The sequence below is a fragment of the Aromatoleum tolulyticum genome, from assembly GCF_900156155.1.
In the GTDB taxonomy this organism is placed as follows: Bacteria; Pseudomonadota; Gammaproteobacteria; order Burkholderiales; family Rhodocyclaceae; genus Aromatoleum; species Aromatoleum tolulyticum.
Map to the genome: position 1 here is coordinate 51,259 of NZ_FTMD01000009.1, position 18,949 is coordinate 70,207.

The 18,949-nt window shown below is 68.9% G+C and carries 16 protein-coding genes; 8 read left to right on the top strand and 8 right to left on the bottom strand.

Annotated elements, in window-relative coordinates; genetic code table 11:
• The first annotated feature begins 191 nt into the window (after positions 1 to 191).
• Positions 192 to 2,795, top strand: coding sequence for a DNA mismatch repair protein MutS (gene mutS / locus BW991_RS14250; RefSeq protein ID WP_076602780.1), 2,604 nt, complete (start codon positions 192 to 194; stop codon positions 2,793 to 2,795).
• Positions 2,792 to 3,547 (top strand): fused MFS/spermidine synthase, encoded by a 756-nt coding sequence (locus tag BW991_RS14255; RefSeq protein WP_076602781.1) that lies wholly within the window; start codon positions 2,792 to 2,794, stop codon positions 3,545 to 3,547. The genes mutS and BW991_RS14255 overlap by 4 nt, the downstream gene beginning before the upstream one ends.
• Positions 3,548 to 3,948: 401 nt before the next feature.
• On the opposite strand, the gene dnaQ is transcribed toward BW991_RS14255, so the two are convergent.
• The 3 genes from dnaQ to BW991_RS14270 are packed head-to-tail and all read right to left on the bottom strand — an operon-like array spanning position 3,949 to position 5,925.
• Complete coding sequence (gene dnaQ / locus BW991_RS14260) at positions 3,949 to 4,677, bottom strand: DNA polymerase III subunit epsilon (RefSeq protein ID WP_076602782.1); 729 nt, start codon at positions 4,675 to 4,677, stop codon at positions 3,949 to 3,951.
• A gap of 45 nt (positions 4,678 to 4,722) precedes the next feature.
• Positions 4,723 to 5,184, bottom strand: a complete 462-nt coding sequence (gene rnhA, locus BW991_RS14265) for a ribonuclease HI (protein ID WP_076602783.1) — start codon at positions 5,182 to 5,184, stop codon at positions 4,723 to 4,725.
• On the bottom strand, positions 5,185 to 5,925 hold the full coding sequence (locus tag BW991_RS14270) for a class I SAM-dependent methyltransferase (protein ID WP_076602784.1): 741 nt from the start codon (positions 5,923 to 5,925) through the stop codon (positions 5,185 to 5,187). It lies immediately after the preceding gene.
• On the opposite strand from BW991_RS14270, the gene gloB reads away from it, so the two are divergent.
• Complete coding sequence (gloB, locus tag BW991_RS14275; protein ID WP_076602785.1) at positions 5,924 to 6,715, top strand: hydroxyacylglutathione hydrolase; 792 nt, start codon at positions 5,924 to 5,926, stop codon at positions 6,713 to 6,715. The two genes, BW991_RS14270 and gloB, sit on opposite strands and share 2 nt — an antisense overlap.
• 6 nt (positions 6,716 to 6,721) lie before the next feature.
• Here gloB and BW991_RS14280 read toward each other — a convergent pair whose 3' ends face one another.
• A complete protein-coding gene (locus tag BW991_RS14280; RefSeq protein ID WP_076602786.1) occupies positions 6,722 to 7,690 on the bottom strand; it encodes a diguanylate cyclase domain-containing protein in 969 nt (322 codons plus the stop codon).
• 233 nt (positions 7,691 to 7,923) lie between these two features.
• Between BW991_RS14280 and BW991_RS14285 the strand changes: the two genes are divergently transcribed.
• A complete protein-coding gene (locus BW991_RS14285; RefSeq protein ID WP_076602787.1) occupies positions 7,924 to 9,453 on the top strand; it encodes a transglycosylase SLT domain-containing protein in 1,530 nt (509 codons plus the stop codon).
• Between the two features lie 26 nt (positions 9,454 to 9,479).
• Here the strand turns inward: BW991_RS14285 and BW991_RS14290 are convergent, their stop codons facing one another.
• From BW991_RS14290 to BW991_RS14300, 3 genes are all read right to left on the bottom strand, one after another.
• On the bottom strand, positions 9,480 to 11,564 hold the full coding sequence (locus BW991_RS14290; RefSeq protein WP_244551698.1) for an ABC transporter ATP-binding protein: 2,085 nt from the start codon (positions 11,562 to 11,564) through the stop codon (positions 9,480 to 9,482).
• 79 nt (positions 11,565 to 11,643) lie between these two features.
• Positions 11,644 to 12,123: an FKBP-type peptidyl-prolyl cis-trans isomerase gene (locus BW991_RS14295; RefSeq protein ID WP_076602788.1), complete on the bottom strand. Its 480-nt coding sequence runs from the start codon at positions 12,121 to 12,123 to the stop codon at positions 11,644 to 11,646.
• Positions 12,089 to 12,601 carry a peroxiredoxin gene (locus BW991_RS14300; RefSeq protein ID WP_076602789.1) on the bottom strand — a complete coding sequence of 171 codons (513 nt, stop codon included), beginning with the start codon at positions 12,599 to 12,601 and terminating at the stop codon, positions 12,089 to 12,091. The genes BW991_RS14295 and BW991_RS14300 overlap by 35 nt, the downstream gene beginning before the upstream one ends.
• Before the next feature lie 139 nt (positions 12,602 to 12,740).
• On the opposite strand from BW991_RS14300, the gene lexA reads away from it, so the two are divergent.
• From lexA to BW991_RS14320, 4 genes are read left to right on the top strand one after another with little or no spacing between them, the layout of a single operon-like run.
• A complete protein-coding gene (gene lexA, locus BW991_RS14305; protein ID WP_076602790.1) occupies positions 12,741 to 13,352 on the top strand; it encodes a transcriptional repressor LexA in 612 nt (203 codons plus the stop codon).
• Positions 13,353 to 13,397: 45 nt separating this feature from the next.
• Positions 13,398 to 14,120 (top strand): translesion DNA synthesis-associated protein ImuA, encoded by a 723-nt coding sequence (gene imuA / locus BW991_RS14310; RefSeq protein ID WP_076602944.1) that lies wholly within the window; start codon positions 13,398 to 13,400, stop codon positions 14,118 to 14,120.
• Positions 14,056 to 15,489 (top strand): Y-family DNA polymerase, encoded by a 1,434-nt coding sequence (locus BW991_RS14315; RefSeq protein WP_076602791.1) that lies wholly within the window; start codon positions 14,056 to 14,058, stop codon positions 15,487 to 15,489. The genes imuA and BW991_RS14315 overlap by 65 nt, the downstream gene beginning before the upstream one ends.
• 60 nt (positions 15,490 to 15,549) lie before the next feature.
• Positions 15,550 to 16,929, top strand: coding sequence for an MATE family efflux transporter (locus BW991_RS14320; protein WP_076602792.1), 1,380 nt, complete (start codon positions 15,550 to 15,552; stop codon positions 16,927 to 16,929).
• A gap of 41 nt (positions 16,930 to 16,970) precedes the next feature.
• Here BW991_RS14320 and BW991_RS14325 read toward each other — a convergent pair whose 3' ends face one another.
• Positions 16,971 to 18,782, bottom strand: a complete 1,812-nt coding sequence (locus BW991_RS14325; protein WP_076602793.1) for a M61 family metallopeptidase — start codon at positions 18,780 to 18,782, stop codon at positions 16,971 to 16,973.
• Between the last annotated feature and the right edge of the window lie 167 nt (positions 18,783 to 18,949).

Below are 18,949 nucleotides of genomic sequence, written 5' to 3' on the forward strand. Positions count from 1 at the left end.
GCTCGCGTGCGGGGTGGTCTTCGAAGACAATACGACCTTTGCCGTCGTCGTCCGGATGGCTTCGCCTCCCGCCGACGGCGCGTCACCAGATCGATGCCGCGGACCAGACCCGGCCGGCTGATCTCCCCAGCGTGACGACAGATGACGCAGGACGATCGGGAAGTCGTCGACAGAATCAGACAAGCTACTGAATGAAAAAAGAAACATTACCCAAGCCGCTGAACGATGACGAGTTCGCCGGCCATACTCCCATGATGGTGCAGTACCTCCGGATCAAGCAGCAGCACCCCGACACGCTGCTCTTCTACCGGATGGGCGACTTCTACGAACTGTTCTTCGAGGATGCCGAGAAGGCCGCCCGACTGCTCGACATCACACTGACGACGCGCGGACAGTCCGCGGGACGACCGATCAAGATGGCCGGCGTCCCCTTCCACGCCGTCGAGCAATACCTCGCGCGGCTGGTGAAGCTCGGCGAATCGGTCGTCATCGCGGAACAGGTCGGCGACCCCGGTGCCACCAAGGGACCCATGGAGCGTGCCGTCAGCCGCATCGTGACCCCGGGCACGCTCACCGACGCGGCCCTCCTCGACGACCGCTCCGATTCGCTCCTGCTCGCGGCGAACCTGCATCGCGGCGTCCTCGGCCTCGCTTGGCTGAACCTCGCGAACGGCGACCTGCGCGTGATGGAATGTCCCGCCGAACACTTGCAGGCCCAGTTCGAACGCCTGCGTCCGGCCGAGGTGCTGGTGCCCGACGGCCTCGCGCTGCCGCTGGTCGAGACGCTGTCGCCGGTGTTGCGCCGCCTTGCCGACTGGCAATTCGAAGGCGAAACCGGCGAACGGCTGCTCACCAACCACTTCGGCACGCGCGACCTGACCGGCTTCGGCGTCGAAGCCATGCCGGTCGCGCTGGGTGCTGCCGCAGCCCTCTTCGACTACGCGCGCAGCACGCAGCGCCAGAGCCTCGAACACGTCACCAGCCTCAAGGTCGAGCGCGAATCGGAATACCTCCGCCTCGACGCGGCGACGCGACGCAACCTCGAACTCACCGAGACCCTGCGCGGCGAGCCCTCGCCCACCCTGCTCTCGCTGCTGGACTCGTGCGTGACCAGCATGGGCTCGCGCTGGCTGCGCCACGCCCTGCATCACCCGCTGCGCGACCGACACCACGCCGCCGCGCGCCACGGCGCCGTCAGCGAGCTGATCGGCAACGACACCGGCGATGCGCGCATGCTCGCGAACGCCCGCCAGGCCCTGCGCGGCGTCGCGGACGTCGACCGCATCACGGCGCGCATCGCGCTGCGCAGCGCCCGCCCGCGCGATCTCGCCGCGCTGCGCGACAGCCTCGCGCGCCTGCCCGAGCTGCACGACGCGCTCGGCCGTCCGCAATCCGCGTTGCTCGCCCAACTCGCGGCCGGGCTCGGCATACCGGAAGCCGCCCTCGATCTCCTCGTGCGCGCGGTCGCCCCCGAACCTGCCGCGGCGGTGCGCGACGGCGGCGTCATCGCCACCGGCTTCGATGCCGAGCTCGACGAACTGCGCGGCATCCAGACCAACTGCGGCGAGTTCCTGATGGCGCTCGAGGCGCGCGAGCGCGAACGCAGCGGCATCGCGAACCTGAAGGTCGAGTTCAACAAGGTGCATGGCTTCTACATCGAGGTCAGCCATGCGAACGCCGCCAAGGTGCCCGACGACTACCGCCGCCGCCAGACGCTGAAGAACGCCGAACGCTACATCACCCCCGAACTGAAGGCCTTCGAGGACAAGGCGCTGTTCGCGCAGGAGCGCGCGCTCGCGCGCGAGAAGATGCTTTACGAGGCCTTGCTCGAAGACCTCGCCGCCCACATTCCGAAACTTCAGCACATCGCCCGCTCCCTCGCCTGCCTCGACGGCCTCGGCGCCTTCGGCGAGGCCGCCGTGCGCTACGGCTACGTCTGCCCGCAGTTCTCGGACCAGCCCGGCATGGACATCGTCGGCGGCCGCCACCCGGTGGTCGAGCGCCAGGTCGAGAATTTCATCGCCAACGACTGCAGCCTCGCACCGACGCGCCGCATGCAGATGATCACCGGCCCGAACATGGGCGGTAAATCGACCTTCATGCGCCAGGTCGCGCTCATCGCGCTGCTCGCCCACGTCGGCGCCTTCGTGCCCGCGCAGGCCGCGCGCATCGGTCCGCTCGATGCGATCTTCACGCGCATCGGCGCCTCTGACGACCTCGCGTCGGGCCGCTCGACCTTCATGGTCGAGATGACCGAGGCCTCGGCGATCCTGCACGGCGCCACCGACCAGAGCCTCGTGCTGATGGACGAGATCGGCCGCGGCACCTCGACCTTCGACGGCCTCGCGCTGGCCTTCGCGATCGCACGCCACCTGCTGGAGAAGAACCGCTGCCTCACGCTCTTCTCCACCCATTACTTCGAACTCACGCGCCTCAACGCCGACTATCCCGAGTGCGCCAACGTGCACCTCGACGCGGTCGAGCACGCGCACCGCATCGTCTTCCTGCACGCCGTCGAGGAAGGACCCGCGAGCCAGAGCTACGGGATCGAGGTCGCGGCGCTGGCCGGCATTCCCGGCTCGGTGATCCGCGACGCCAAGCGCCGTCTGCGCGCGCTGGAAAACCGCGAAGTCGGCGCCGGCCCGCAGGCCGACCTGTTCGCCGCACTGCCCGAAGCGGACGACGAGCCGCTGTCGCATCCGGCGCTCACCGCACTGTCCGACATCGATCCCGACAGCCTCAGCCCGCGCGAGGCGCTCGAACAGCTGTACGCCTTGAAGCGGTTGACGGCATGAGCACCCCGATCGACATCAGCGAAGACGGCGGCGTCCGCTACCTGCATTTCGGCTCCGAGTGGGTCCAGGGCGCGATGCGCATCCGCCGCCCCAACGCGCTCGAACTCGCCTACACGCGCGAGATGATGGCGGGCCTGCTGCTGCGCGACGCCGAGGAGTGGCCGCGCACGGCGCTCGTGATCGGACTCGGCGCGGCGTCGCTGACGCGCTTCCTGCATCACCATTGCCCGCAGACGCGCACCCAGGTGGTCGAGATCGAAGCGCGCGTCGTCGCCGCGGCGCGCCAGTTCTTCAAGCTGCCGGACGAGGACGAGCGGCTGGCGGTCCACGTCGGCGACGGCGTGCGCTACGTGATGGAGACCGAGCGCAAGTTCGACCTCATCCTCGTCGACGGCTTCGACCGCAACGCCCGCGCCGGCGCGTTGGACACTGCCCCGTTCTACGCCGCGGCGCGGGCGCGGCTGTCGGAACAGGGGCTGATGTCGGTGAACCTCTTCGGACGCTCGCGCGGCTTCCGTTCCAGCGTCGATCGCATCATCACCGCCTTCGACGACCGCGCGATCGCGTTCCCGTCCTGCGACAGCGGCAACGTCGTCGCCTTCGGCGCGGCGGGCGACCGGATCGACATTCCGGTCGCCGAACTGCGCGACCGCGCCCGTACGCTGAAGGAAAAGACCGGCCTGGACCTCGGCCCCACCGTCACGCGGCTGGAGCAAGCCGGAAGCCTGCCGGGGGGGCGGCTCATCCTCTGAAGGCGTCATCAGCCCACATGCAAAGCTTGATCGCGCGAGTGCGCGCATCGTCGGACAATCGGGATTTCGTTTGCGTTTAACCCGTTTCGTAGGGCGGGAGCAGCGCAGCGAATCCCGCCTCCTTCCGTGCAAAATATTATTTTGCATGATTCGCGAATACCCGAACATCGCGGCAACCGCATCCCCGGGCGGAACCTGCTTCTTCACCATCAATCTCTGCGCCCGCAGCCCAACACCACCGGTCGACCAAATGAATCTCGCCGCAGGGGAGCGGCGCAGCGGTGGATTGGCGGGATGCGCTGCGCTGCTCCCGCCCTACGCCAGATTGCACGGCATTTGAACCGGATAACAGTATCTAGGAATGACGAAGCCCACCTTTCCGGGCGCATGCACCGAGGCGGTCAGGCGACCGGTGCTTCCTCCGCGGGCACTGGCGGAATCCACAGGCAGGCGCCCTTGTTGGCCTTGACGATGTCCTGCAGCACGCGGTCATGCTCGGCCAGTTCGTCGGCCGACGGGCGCAGCACGCGCAGCGGCGGCCGCTGGATCGGGCTGCCGCTGGCGTCGAGGCTGTCCATCCCCGGCTCGTCGTCGAGCAGCATCATCAGGCTTTCCTGCCCGCGGGTCATCGCCAGATAGACCTCGGCGAGCAGTTCCGCGTCGAGCAGCGCGCCATGCAGGGTACGCGCGGCGTTGTCGATCTCGAAGCGGTCGCACAGGGCGTCGAGCGAGGCCTTCTTGCCCGGATTCAGCTCCTTGGCCATCTTGAGCGTGTCGATCACGCCCGAACACATCGCACCGAGCTTCGGATGCCCCAGCAGCGACAGTTCGTGGTCGAGGAAGCCGACGTCGAAACTCGCGTTGTGGATCACAAGTTCCGAATCGCGGACGAAATCCATGAACTCGCCCGCAACATCGCGGAATTTCGGCTTGTCGACGAGGAACTCCTCGGTGATGCCGTGCACCGCCACCGCTTCGGCGTCGATCCCCCGTTCCGGATTGATATAGACGTGGTAGTGCCGCCCGGTCAGGTTGCGGTTGAGCAGTTCCACGCAGCCGATCTCGATCACGCGGTCGCCATTGCGCCAGTCGAGGCCCGTGGTTTCGGTATCCAGGACAATCTGTCTCAAGGGTTCATCCCCGGTAGTTCGTTCGCGTCCTCGCGGGACGGTTGATCAGATTTCCGCGACGACGGTGCCGCGCGCACGCACGGCCTCGACACCGCGGCGCGCGAGTTCGTCCGCGCGCTCGTTCTCCGCGTGCCCCGCATGACCGCGCACCCAGATCCACGCGACCTTGTGGCGGCTCGCCGCCTCGTCGAGCGCACGCCACAGGTCCTCGTTCTTCACCGGCTCGCGCGAAGCGGTCTTCCACCCGCGCTTCTTCCAGCCGTGGATCCACTCGGAGATGCCTTTCTGCACGTACTGGCTGTCGGTATGCACGCGCGCCGCAACCGGGCGCTTGAGCGTCTCCAGCGCGCGGATCACCGCGAGCAGTTCCATGCGGTTGTTGGTCGTCTGCGGCTCCCCGCCCCAGATTTCCTTCTCGTGCGGGCCGCTGCGCAGGATCGCGCCCCAGCCGCCGGGTCCCGGGTTGCCGCTGCAGGCCCCGTCGGTAAATATCTCGACTTCTTCCATCTATTCCACTTTCTGTACGCCGCCCGTCACCTGCCGCCCACGCTGGGCCACCGGTGAAAGGCGCTTTGCCGCGGCGCGCGCATCGCGCCAGTTCGGCGTTATCAGGCGCATTCCCTGCACCCGCTTGATGCCCTGGATGATGTAGGCACCGCCACAGATCGGCCACCAGCGGTCACCCGCCTTGTCCATGAAGCCCCAGCGTTCCAGCCATTTCGTGCTCGCGAACGCCGGCGCGTAGCAGCCGAAGCTGCCCGCCTGGGTCTCGAAACCCAGCAGCGCCAGCCAGTCCTTCGTGCGGCGCACCGACAGGTACTGCCCGCGCCACGGGTAGCCCCCCGAACGCCGCGCCGCCAGGCGCCGCAATCCCCACAAACTCAGGGGATTGAACCCCGCGATGATCACGCTGCCCTCGGGCACCAGCACCCGCTCGACCTCGCGCAGCACCTGGTGCGGATTGCGCGAGAATTCCAGCACGTGCGGCAACAGCACGAGATCGATGCTCGTCGACGCGAACGGCAACGCGCCGCCCTCCGCAACGACTGCGATGTCGCCGGAGCGCGCGCAATGGAAACGGAACGGAATGCGGTTGCCGCGCAGGAAGTCGTATTCCGGCAATCCGATCTGCACGGCGTTGTAGCCGAAAATGTCGGCTACCATGAGATCGAACTTGGCCTGCTCCCATCGCAGCAGATAACTTCCCTGCGGGGTTTCAAGCCAGTCCGACAGACTGAGGATGGACATGGACGATCAGCACTCAAAAATCCGCAGCGCCGACATTATCCCTCTTCCGGCCTTCCGCGATAACTATATCTGGTTGCTTCGCCGCGGCCCCTGGGCGGCGGTCGTCGACCCCGGCGACGCATCCGTCGTCGAAGCGGCCCTGCGGGAACACGGCTTGCGGCTCGTGGCGATCCTGCTCACCCACCACCACGACGACCACATCGGCGGCGTGGCCGAACTCGCCGCGCGCCACCACCCCGCCGTGTTCGGCCCCGCCGGAGAGAACATCCCCGGCGTCACGCGCCGCGTCGGCGACGGCGACGAGGTCGTCCTCCACGCCCTCGAACTCCGGTTCTCCGTGCTCGCGATCCCGGGCCACACACCGACGCACATCGCCTACCACACGCCCGGCATCGTGTTCGCGGGCGACACGCTGTTCAGCGCGGGATGCGGCCGCCTCTTCGGCGGCACGGCCGCGCAACTGCACACCTCGCTGCAGCGCCTGGCACAGCTGCCGAACGACACCGCGGTCTACTGCGCCCACGAATACACATTGGCGAACCTCGCCTTCGCCCGCGCGGCCGAACCCGTCAACCCGGCACGCGATGCCTGGCTTGCCGAATGCGAGGCCCTGCGCGCCGCCGGCCGCCCGACCCTGCCCACCAGCATCGGGCGCGAACGCAGCATCAATCCCTTCCTGCGTACCGACGCCCCCGGCCTGATCGACACGGTCGCGACACACAGCGGACAGCGTCCGGCAAATTCGGCAGAATGCTTCGCCGCCCTGCGCCGCTGGAAGGACGTGTTCTGACTGGCGTTACTGAACCACGGCGAGCGTGGGCGCCGCAGCAAGATGCCAGCGGTTGCGTCCGTCGCGTTTGGCGCGGTACAGCGCCTCGTCGGCGCGTGCGAGCAGGGTCGCGAAGCCGCCGTCGTCGCTGCGCTCCGGTCTCGTCACCGCGATGCCGATGCTCACCGTGACGACCCGCGCCGCCGTCGAGTGGCGGTGCGTGATCGCCAGCGCCTCGACCGCGCTGCGCATCGACTCGGCGACGATCGCGCCGCCCTGCGCGTCGGTGTCCGGCAGCACGACGGCGAATTCCTCACCGCCGTAACGCGCCACCAGGTCGACCGGCCGCCGGGTGTTGCCGGCCAGTGCGCGCGCGACCGCCTTCAGGCACTCGTCGCCCACCTGATGGCCGTACGCATCGTTGAACTGCTTGAAGCAGTCGACGTCGACCACCATCAGCGAAATCGGCGCTCCGCTGCGCGCGCTGCGCCGCCATTCGCGCGACAGCGTCGCATCGAAGGTGCGGCGGTTGGCGATCCCCGTCAGTCCGTCGAAGGCCGACAGGCGCGTCAGCTCCCGATTCGCGTCGTCCAGCTTGCGTGTGAGCGCCACGAGCGAAGCACGCATGTGGGCGATGCGCTGCATGGCGCGCACCTTGGCCTTCAGCACCGCCTCGGAGACCGGCTTGACGAGATAATCGTCGCCGCCCACGGCGATGCCGCGTTCGATGTCCTCGTCACGCGTCCGCGCCGAAAGGAAGATGATCGGCGTCCATTCGCCGTCCGACTCGAGCTGGCGTATGCGCCGGGCGACCTCGAAGCCGTCCATCCCCGGCATCACGACGTCGAGCATGACGAGATCGGGGCGGGATTGCCGGAACGTCTCGATACCGGCCTCGCCGTCGCGCCGGTGCACGGTTTCGAGCCCCATTCCGCCCAGCATCCGGCAGATCAGGGCGGCACTCGTCACGGTATCTTCTATTACGAGAACCTTCATGCCGTTCGATATTCCAGCGGGACGAAAAACCTTACTATCGTATCAACTTAGTTCCGATATGTCGCGAAAAGCAGCATCGCCCGGGCAACATCGGCCGGATGCAGGCGGTGCGTCCACACCCTGACCGGCCGCCTCCTCGACACCGCTCGCCACCCCCGGCAATTTCCGGTTTGACGCACCTCCGCCCCTGCCATAGAGTCCACCCTCTTTTTGTCTATCGAGGCGCCGGATTCATGGCGATTCCTCTCCTGCGAATCTTCCTGCTGGTCATCGCGCTGGCCGCGGCGGCATCCTCCGCGACTGCAGAGGATGCCCTGGCCCCCGATGCCCAGGCCTCCGACACGCATGCGCCCGCCGATGCCGCACCGGCCGAAGCCTCCGCGCCTTCGCTCGGCACCTTGCGCCCGCCGTCCGCCGCACGTGCCGCGGAAGGTCTCGCCGCCTCGCGTAGCCAGGTGCTCGAACTGCGCGACCCCGCCCCGCGCGTGCTCACGCTGGACCTCACGCGCGACGCGAACGACATCTGGGATCGTATCCGGCGCGGCTTCGGCATGCCCGATCTCGATACCGAGGCGGTCGCCGAGCAGCAGCTCTTCTACCTCAACCGGCCCGGTTTCCTGAAGAAGGTGTTCGAGCGCGGCGGGCGCTACCTCTATCACATCGTCGACGAGCTCGAACGCCGCGGCATGCCGACGGAGCTCGCCCTGCTGCCGATGGTCGAGAGCAGCTACAACCCCATGGCCTATTCGCGCGCACGCGCCTCGGGCCTGTGGCAGTTCATCCCCTCGACGGGACGCAACTACAACCTGACCCAGGACAAGTGGGTGGACGAGCGACGCGACGTCATCGCCTCGACCAATGCGGCGCTGGACTACCTGCAGACCATCTACGACATGCACGGCGACTGGCACCTCGCGCTCGCCTCCTACAACTGGGGCGAAGGTGCGGTCGGACGCGCCGTCCAGCGCAATCTCGCCGAAGGCCTGTCCGCCGAATACAGTCAATTGCGGATGCCCGAGGAAACCCGCAACTACGTCCCGAAGCTGCAGGCGCTGAAGAACATCGTCTCGCAGCCCGAACTCTTCCATTTCGAACTGCCCTACGTTCCCAACACGCGGCACTTCGTCACCGTGACGGCGCCGGCCGGCATCGACCTCGCGACCGCCGCGCGCCTCGCCGAAATGCCGCTCGACGAGTTCATCGCGCTCAACCCCTCGTACAACCGCCCCGCCATCGCGCAGGCCAACTCGCTGGTGATCCCCGTCGACCGCGCCGAACGCTTCCGCGCGCGTCTCGCCGAGCACGAGAGCAGCGGCAAGCAGTGGCGCACCTACGAGATGCGGCGCGGCGACACGCTCGCGTCGGTCGCCCGCGATTTCGGCCTGTCGGTGAACGAACTGCACCAGATCAACGGCCTCGACGCGCGCAGCCGGGTCAGCCCGGGCTACACGCTGCTCGTGCCCAACGGTGTCGAACCCGACGGCGCGATCGCCGCAGCCCGGATGATCCCGCGCAACGCGGCGCTCGACACCAGCACGATCCCGTCCCCGTCCGCATCGAAAGCGGACAAGAAGGGCGGCCGCAAGGGCGCTCAGGCGAAGGGCGGAGGGAAATCGGGGGCTGCCAAGGCATCGGCCGGCAGCCGCACCGCCGGGAAGGCTTCGCCGGGGAGCGCCAAAGCCCCCGCGAAATCGGGCGCCAGGGCCGCGCCGAAATCGTCCGGCAAGTCGGCCAAACCCGCGCAGACGAACCAGAAACGCTGAAGGCGCCGCGGCGCCTCAGGCGGGCCTCAGGCGGGCCAATGGCAGCGCACGCTGCGCCCGCCGCGCAGGTCGGTAACCGCGGGGTACTGCGCCCGGCAGATGTCGGTCGCGCGCTCGCAACGCGGGTGGAAATGGCAGCCCGCAGGCGGCGCCAGCGGCGACGGCAGGTCGCCGGCCACCACCGGGCGTGCGGCACCGGCCGCACCGCCCGCGTGCGCCGCGGTTTCACGCCCGATATCGGGAACCGCCGCGAGCAGTGCGCGGGTGTAGGGATGCGCGGGCGACGCCAGCACTTTCCCGACCGGCCCCTGCTCGACGATGCGCCCCAGGTACATCACCGCAATCTCGTCGGCGAGCCAGCTCACCACGCCGATGTTGTGCGTGATGAAGAGGTAGGCGAGATCGAACTCCGCCTGCAGCTCGCGCATCAGGTTGAGGATCTGCGCCTGCACCGACACGTCCAGCGCGCTCGTCGGCTCGTCGCACACGATCAGTTTCGGCCGCACCGCGAGTGCCCGGGCGATCGCGATGCGCTGGCGCTGGCCGCCGGAGAATTCGTGCGGATAGCGCAGCTTCATTTCCGGCGTGAGTCCCACGCGCGCAAGCAGCGCGTCGATGCGCCCGGCACGCTTCAATGGATCCGGCTCGACGCCCAGCGCGAGCATGCCCTCCTCGATGATCTCGCCGACGCGCATGCGCGGGTTCAGCGACGCGAAGGGATCCTGGAACACCATCTGGAAATCGCGCCGCAGCGCGCGCAAGGCCGGCCGGGACAGCCCCGCGAGCAGCGTGCCGTCGAGGTACACCTCGCCGCCCGTCGGCGTCACAAGCTGCAGGATCGCCTTGCCGGCCGTCGTCTTGCCGCAGCCGGACTCGCCCACCAGCGCCAGCGTGCGCCCCGGCGCGAGCACGAGGCTCACGCCATCGACGGCGCGCACGCGCGCCACCTCGCGCCGCAGGAGACCCTTGCGCACCGGGAAATGCACCTGCAGGTCGCGCACGTCGAGCAGCGGCACCGTCCTTGCGCCTGAGCGTGCGTCCGCCGCAACGGCCACGGGCGCCGCCACGGCGGTCGTGCGCCCTTCCGCATGATCTTGCGCATACAGATGGCAGCGCACCGCCTGCTCCCCCACGGCCTGCCACGCCGGGGCCTCGTGATGACACCGGTCGAACACCTCGGGACAGCGCCCGGCGAAGCGGCAGCCGCTGAAGACCTGATCGAGCGGGGGCACATGTCCGCCCAGCGCCGCCAGCGGACGGCCGCGCTGGGCGTCGGTCGGCAGCGCGGCGAAGAGCTTGCGGGAATACGGGTGCAGCGGCGCGCGGAAGAAGTCCTCGCGCGCGCCGGTCTCGACCAGCTCGCCCGCGTACATCACGCCGATGCGCTGCGCCATGCGCGCGACGACACCCAGGTCGTGGGTGATCAGCAGCATGCCCATGCCGCGCTCGGCCTGCAGGCGTGCGAGCAGGTCGAGCACCTGGGCCTGGATCGTCACGTCGAGCGCGGTCGTCGGCTCGTCGGCGATCAGCAGTTCGGGCTCGCCCGCGAGCGCCATCGCGATCATCACGCGCTGCTTCATCCCGCCCGAGAACTGGAAAGGATAGTCGTCCAGCCGCCGCCCGGCGTCGGGAATGCCCACCGCGTCGAGGAGGCGCTGTGCCTCCGCGCGCGCCGCCGCGCCGCGCAGGCCGCGATGGCGCGCCAGCACCTCGCCGATCTGCGTCATCACCGTCATCACCGGGTTGAGGCTGGTCGAGGGCTCCTGGAAGATCATCGCGATCCGCCCGCCGCGCACCTCGCGCATGCCCGCCTCGCTGCGCGCGAGCAGCTCGTCGCCGGCAAAGCGCACCTCGCCGCCGACGATGCGTCCGGCGTCCGGCAGCAGGCGCAGCAGGGCCAGCGCCGTCATCGACTTGCCGCAGCCGGATTCGCCCAGCAGCGCGAAGGTCTCCCCTGCCGCGATCGAGAACCCGACACCATCGACCGGACGCACGGGCCGTGCGGCGGTGCCGATATGCACGCGCAGTCCCCTCACGTCCAGGAGCGGAACGTCGATCGGTCGGTCCTGCTGCGCAGCCTGCGGTCGGTCGGTTCCGGCGAGTACGGTCATCGAGGGGGATATCTGCGGAAGTGGATGGAAAAAGGGCCGCTTGCGCGGCCCTGTGGCACTGCTGCGACCGGTCGGCCGATCAGTGGTGGTGGCCGCCCGCGCCGTGCACGTGACCGTGCGCCAGCTCCTCGGCGGTCGCCGGACGCACTTCCGCGATGGTCACGTCGAACACCAGCGCGGTGCCGGCCAGCGGGTGGTTGCCGTCGACGACGACCTTGCCGTCGGCGATGTCGGTGATGCGGTAGATCATTTCCTCCTCGCCGTCGTCGGTGACGCGCTCGAAGGACATGCCGACCTCGATGTTCTCGGGGAACTGGGTGAGATCCTCGACCAGCACGAGTTCCTCGTCGTAATCGCCGAAGGCATCCTCGGGCTGCAGCTTGACCGTCAGCTGCTCGCCGACCTTCTTGCCGTGCAGCGCCTCCTCGATGGCGGGGAAGATGCCATCGTAGCCGCCGTGCAGGTAGACCAGCGGCTGCTGACCATCATCGATCATGTTGCCGTCCGGGTCGACGACGGTGTACTTAAGCGTTACGACGCTGTTCTTGACGATTTCCATTAGCGTTCTCTGTTTCCAGTTTCCTGACCAGTTCGAAAACCCCCGCCGCATGGCCGCGGGGTGTAACGTCGCGGAGTGCGTGGCGGACGATGCCTTCCTTGTCGATCACGAAGGTCGTCCGTGCCACACCCATCTTCTTCACACCATCGACTTCCTTGGGCTGCCAGACATCGTAGAGCCGGCACACCTCGGTCTCCACGTCGGAAAGCAGACGTATCGACAGACCGTGCTGGTCGCGGAATTCGGCGTGGGTCAGGCAATCGTCGGGACTGACGCCGATGATGATGCAGCCGTAGCGGGCGAAGTCGTCTTCATGATCGGAGAAGTCGGCCGCCTGCAGGGTGCATCCCGGCGTGTTGTCACGAGGGTAAAAGTAGAGGACCACATGGTGCCTGCCGCGTTCTGCGGCGAGGTCGAAATCCTCCATGTCCGCATCCGGCAGCGAAAACGTTGGCGCGATATCACCGATCTGCAACATGTGATCTCCCTGACGTCGTTGGATTCTAGCCGAGACACGAAGCGAACTCTACCCGCGTCTCGCCCGCTTGCGCTACACCGATTTAATGCTTGCGGATCAGCACAAGCTGTTTAAAATTACAGTTACTCCGGAGAATCCCATGAGCAGCCGCGACCACAACCTGACCGCCCGCCAGGGCGAAATCCTCGATTTCATCCGCCAGACGGTCGAATCCGAGGGGCGCCCGCCGACGCGCGCCGAAGTGTGCACGGCGTTCGGCTTCCGCTCGCCGAATGCGGCCGAAAGCCATCTGCGCGCGCTCGCAGCGAAGGGCGCGATCCTGCTCGAGGAAGGGCGGGCGCGCGGCATCCGCCTTGCCGAAGGGCTCGGCCTGCCGCTGATCGGCCGGGTCGCGGCCGGCAGCCCGATCCTCGCGGTCGAGCACATCGAATCGCGCCACCAGATCGACCCGGCCCTGTTCTCGCCGCGCGCCGACTACCTGCTGCGCGTACGCGGCATGAGCATGCGCGACGCGGGCATCCTCGACGGCGACCTGCTCGCCGTGCATCGCAGCCAGGAGGCACGTTCCGGACAGGTCGTGGTCGCCCGCGTCGAGGACGAGGTGACCGTGAAGACCTTCACCAGCAAGGGCCCCATCGTCAGCCTGCTGCCGGCCAACCCCGATTTCGAGCCCATCGTCGTCGACACCCGCAGCACCCCCCTGACGATCGAGGGGATCGCCGTCGGCCTGGTGCGCAACGGTTCGCTGTGAAGGCTTCCGCGGTGATCCCGATCCCCCTTCAGCCTCCTGCCCCCGATGTCCGCCCTCGCCCAGACTGCCCTCGCCGCCCTGCCGCCCGGCCTCGTGTGGCAGGCCGACCGGCTCGCGCAGTCGACCGAGGCGGGCATCGCCACCGGCTTTGCGGCGCTCGACGCCCAGCTGCCGGGCGGCGGCTGGCCCCGTAATGCGCTGATCGAGCTGCTATCCGACAGCCCCGGCATCGGCGAGATCGGACTGCTGCTGCCCGTGCTGCACGCGCTCCCGGCCGACCGCTGGATCGTCTGGGCCGCGCCGCCCCACCTACCCTACGCCCCAGCCCTCGCCGCGGCGGGGGTGCCGCTCGAACGTTTGCTGCTGCTCCAACCCGACGGCCACGCCGAAACCCTGTGGGCGGTCCGGCAGGCGCTGGCCTCGGGCGGCAGCAGCGCCGTGCTCGCCTGGCTGGCGCGCGCGGACACCGCCGCGCTGCGGCGCCTGCAACTCGCCGCCGAAAGCTCCGCGACGCCGCTGTTCCTGTTCCGCCCCGCATCCGCCGCACGGCAGCCTTCCCCCGCCGTCCTGCGCCTGCGGCTCGCGGCGCGCGACGGCGAGCTCGCGGTGGACATCCTCAAGCGGCGCGGACCCGGCCTCGCCGTCCCGCTGCGCCTGTCGCTCCCTCAACGTCCCGGCCTGCGCCGCGCCCCGGCCCTCAACGATGCTCTGGTTCGCCCTGATCCTGTCCGACCTGCCGCTGCAGGTATTCACGCGCGGCGTGGATGAGCCGGGCGAACTCGCGGTCGTCGAACACATTCCCGGCGCGCGCGTGGCGGCGGCGACCCCCGCTGCGCTGGCGCGCGGCGTCGAACCCGGCCAGAACGTGGCCGGCGCACTCGCCGTCGCCCCGTCGCTGCAGCTGCGCGAGCGCGACCCGGCGCTCGAGGCCGCGACGCTGGCGGAATTCGCCGCGTGGGCCACGCAATTCACGCCCTGCGTCAGCATCGACCCGCCCGACGCGCTGGTGCTGGAAACGAGCGGCAGCCTGCGCCTGTTCGGCGGCGTCACGGGGCTGGTGCGGCGCATCCGTTCCGGGCTCGTTCCGCTCGGACTCGACGCCGCCATCGCCGCCGCCCCGACTCCGCTCGCGGCACGCTGGCTCGCCCGCACGCACCCGGGCCGGCAGATCCGGGCCGCCGCCGAATGGTGGCGCAAGCTGGACGATCTGCCCGTCGAACTGCTCGGCGACGGCGCCGCAGTGTCCCGTGCCACGCTCGACCTGCTGCACGGCATCGGCGCCCGCCGCATCGGCGACGTCGCCCGCCTGCCGCGCGACGGGCTGGCTCGCCGCCAGGCCTCCGGCGTGCTCGACACGCTCGCGCGGGCCCGCGGCGAACGCCCCGACCCGCGCCTGTGGTTCCTGCCGCCGGAGCGCTTCGAAGCGCGCCTGGTCCTGCCCGCGAGCATGCTGCACACCGAACCGCTGCTGTTCGCCGCGGGAAGGCTGTTTTCCGGGCTTTCCGCCTGGCTTGCCGCCCGCCATGCCGCGCTCGACCGCTGCTGCCTGCATCTGGAGCACGAGGACCGCCCCGACACGGTGCTGGAGATCGTCACCGGCGCGCCGGGGCGCGACGACGGGCGGATGCTGATGCTCGCCCGCGAGCATCTGGCCGCGCTGCAACTGCCCGCACCGGTCGAGGCGCTGCGCCTCCTCGCCGACAACCCGGTGGTCACCCCCGGGCGCACGCAGGACCTGTTCGGCGATCCCGACAGCGCACGCGATGCCGCCGCCCTGCTGCTCGACCGTCTGCGCGCCCGCCTGGGGCGCGAGGCGGTACGCACCGTGCATCCGGTTTCCGAGCACCGCCCCGAGCGCGCCTGGCGCCTCGCGGACCCCGGTCGCCCCGCCCCCCGCAACACCCCGCCGGCCGCCGGTCCCCGCCCCCTGTGGCTGATGAGCGAACCGCGCGCGCTCGAGTCGATCCGCTCGCTGACGCTGCTGCGCGGCCCCGAACGCATCGAATCGGGTTGGTGGGACGGCGCCGACATGCGTCGCGACTATTACATCGCCCGCACACCCGATGCGGCGCTGTGGTGGGTGTTCGAGCAGCTCGATCCGCCCGGCGGCTGGTATGTGCATGGTTTTTTTGGCTAAACTCGCTTCCCCGCCCCCGGCCCCCGCCGGGCCTCCTTCCCCCCGCCCGCACCCCATTCCTTGAGCGCCCCCGCCTCGTCGCCCGCCTCCTCGTCCGTCATTGCCCGCCAGCTGCTGCATCATGCGTGGCCGGTGCTGGTCGCCCAGATCCTGTCGATGAGCATGATGATCGCCGACACCGTGATCGTCGGGCGCTACGGCACCGTCGACCTCGCCGCCGTCGCGGTCGGCAGCGGCGTGTACATTTCCATCGTGATGCTGGTGGTGGGCGTGCTACAGGCGGTCGCGCCGACCGTCGCGCATCATTTCGGCGCCGGCCGCACCGAGCGGATCGGCCCCACCCTGCAGCAAGGCTTCTGGCTCGCGCTGATGCTCGCCGTGCCCGGCATCGCACTGATGGTCTTCCCCGGCTTCCTGCTGGAACTGAGCAGCGTTCCGCCCGATGTCGACGCGAAAACCCGCGAATACCTCCTCGCGACGGCCGCGGGCCTGCCCGCCGTGCTGCTGTACCGCACCTTCTACGCCTTCAACAACGCGCTCGGCAAACCGCGCGTGCTGATGGCGATCAGCTTCGTCGTCACCGCAACCCACGTCCCGCTCGCATGGGCGCTGGTGTATGGCCACCTGTGGCTGCCGCCGCTGGGCGTGCTCGGCTGTGGCGTGTCGACGGCGATCGTGAACTGGCTCGCCTTCGCCTGCGGCGCCACCTATCTCGCCCGCAATCCCGGCTACCGGCCGTATCGCCTGTTCTCGCACTGGCGCGGACCGCAGGCCGCGGAAATCCTCGGGCTGCTGCGCCTGGGCGTGCCGATGGGCCTATCGACCTTCATCGAGGTGTCGTCCTTCACGCTGATCGCGCTTTTCGCTGCCCGCCTGGGCGCCGAATCCGTTGCCGGCCACCGCGTCGTCGCGAACATCGCCGCGCTGATCTACATGCTTCCGCTGGCGATGTCGATCGCCGTGCTCGTCCTCGTCGGCCAGGCCGCCGGCGCGCGCGACTGGGCGCGGGCGCGCATGACGATACGGGTGGGCATGATCGTCACCGGCGCACTCGCGTCGCTCATCGGCGTCGCGCTATGGATTGCGCGCGAGCCGCTCATCGCCCTGTTCTCGGAAGACGTCGCCGTGCGCGCGGTCGGCCTCATGCTGCTGATCTACGTCTGCCTCTACCAGCTGTTCGACTCGGTGCAGACCGTCGCGGCGCACGCGCTGCGCGGCTACAAGGTGACCTTCGTGCCGATGCTGATGCACGCGGTGTGCTTCTGGGGAGTGGGCCTCGCCGGCGGCTACTGGGCGAGCTTCCACGCGCCCTGGCGCACCGCGGGCCCGCACGTCGCCGGCTTCTGGGAGGCGGGCGTGATGTCGACGACGGTCGCCGCGGTGCTGTTCGGCTGGCTGCTGCGCGCCGTGATGCGGCGCCAGCAAGAGGGAGTTGCCTGAGGTCTGCCTGAGGTCTGCCTGAGGTCCGCAGCGGCGGACGCTCAGCTGCCCAGCCAGCCCTCGCGCAGGGTGCGCATCGGCGCCGACACCCGCTTGCCGCTCGCGAGCTTTACCGTGTCGGCCGGCGGAGCCGCGAGTTCGGCTGTGAACGTCATCAGCTCGTCGCGACGGAAGGCGTGGATCGTCACCTGCTCGCCCGGCCGGCGGCGCGCGAGCTGCCCGTCCAGCGAAGCGGCCGTCACCTTGAGCCCATCGACGGCGACGAGCACGTCCCCCGCCGAAAGCCCGCATCGCTGGCCGGGACCGTCGTCGAACACGTTCGCGAGCTTCGCCTCGCCATTGCCGCCTGCAAGCTTCACCCCCAGCGATCCTCCCTTCACCGCGGCCTCGGTACGGAATTCGATCCCGAACGGGCGGAGGAACTCGTCCAGCGGCAGGTCCTCGGTCCCCTCGACCGCGTCCTTCAGCCAGCGCGACAGGCGCCGTCCCGCACCCTTGAGACCCGCTTCCGCGACCTCGCCGACCAGCGCGAACAGCCCGTCCTCCGCGACCCCTTCACCGGTCAGGCCGTGCCGCTGCCACAACAGGCGCATGACGTCGTCCAGACTCTTGCGCCCCGCGCTCGCGGCACGCAGCTGGAGGTCGAGCGCGAGCGCGATCAGGGCGCCTTTCGCGTAATAGCTGACGATCGCGTTCGGCGCATTCTCGTCCTGGCGGTAGTACTTGATCCACGCATCGAAGGATGATTCGGCGACGCTCTGCTTCAGGCGGCCGCTGCCGCGCAGCACGTTGGACATCGTCTTGCCGAGCAGCACGAGGTAGTCCTCCACGCCGATCACGCCCGAACGCACCAGCGCGAGATCATCGTAGTAGGACGTGAAGCCCTCGAACGCCCACAGCAGGCGCGTGTAGTTCTCAGTGGCGAGGTCGTAGGGCGCGAACGCCGCCGGCTTGATGCGCTTGACGTTCCACGTGTGGAAGTACTCGTGGCTGCACAAGCCTAGGAAGGTCAGGTAACCGTCGGTCTTCTCGCGCATGCCGACGTACGGCAGGTCGTTGCGGCTCGTCAGCAGTGCGGTCGAGGCGCGGTGCTCGAGCCCGCCGTATCCGTCACCGACCACCATCGTGAGGAAGAGATAGCGATCGACCGGGGCGGGCGTGCCGAACAGTTCGATCTGCCACGTGCAGATGCGCGACAGATCAGCGCACAGGCGTTCGAGGTCGCAGTCGTGGCGCCCCGTGAGGACGACATCGTGGGGCACGCCGGCCGCCTCGAAGCGCCCGTGAGTGAAGCAGCCCATCTCGACCGGGTGGTCGACCAGTTCGTCGTAGTTTTCCGCGCGGTACAGGCCGAAGCCCATCGCCGGCGCCGCGAGCGGATCCCCGGCCGGACGCCGCAGCGTCGTCGCGACCTTCCACGTATGCAGCGCCGGACCGTCGGGCGGCAGGATGTCGACATAGCAGGGCTCGTCGGTCTTGCCTTCCACGGCGAGGAACACGCTCGTGCCGTTGAAGAATCCGTGCGTGGCGTCGAGGTGGGCGGTGCGCACCGAAAGATCCCACGCATACACTTCGTAGCTCAGCGTCAATACCCGCCCGCCCTCGACCGGCGCCGCGCGCCAGCTGTGCTTGTCGAGCTTTTCCACCGCGACCGGCCGCCCGTTGCATTCCGCGCGCAGCGTGACGATGTTGCGCGCGAATTCGCGGATCATGTAGCTGCCGGGAATCCACGCGGGAAGGCGAAACACCTGCCCGGCCGGATCGGGGGCGGCGACGGTGCAAGTGACTTCGAAGACGTGGGCCTCCGGACGCGCAGGAGCGATGGCGTACGACACGCGGGGCTGGTGGGGCATCGGCAATTCCGCAGAACGAAGCAAACCGTCGATTCTAGCTGCAGCAGAGCGCATCCGACGACCCACAAGTACGTTGTGTCGATGCCTCATTTTTGCGCAGAAGCAACATTTCCTTTCGCATCAGCCCTCTGCGACGCATCCCCACAAGTTGTCCACAGGACTGCCCA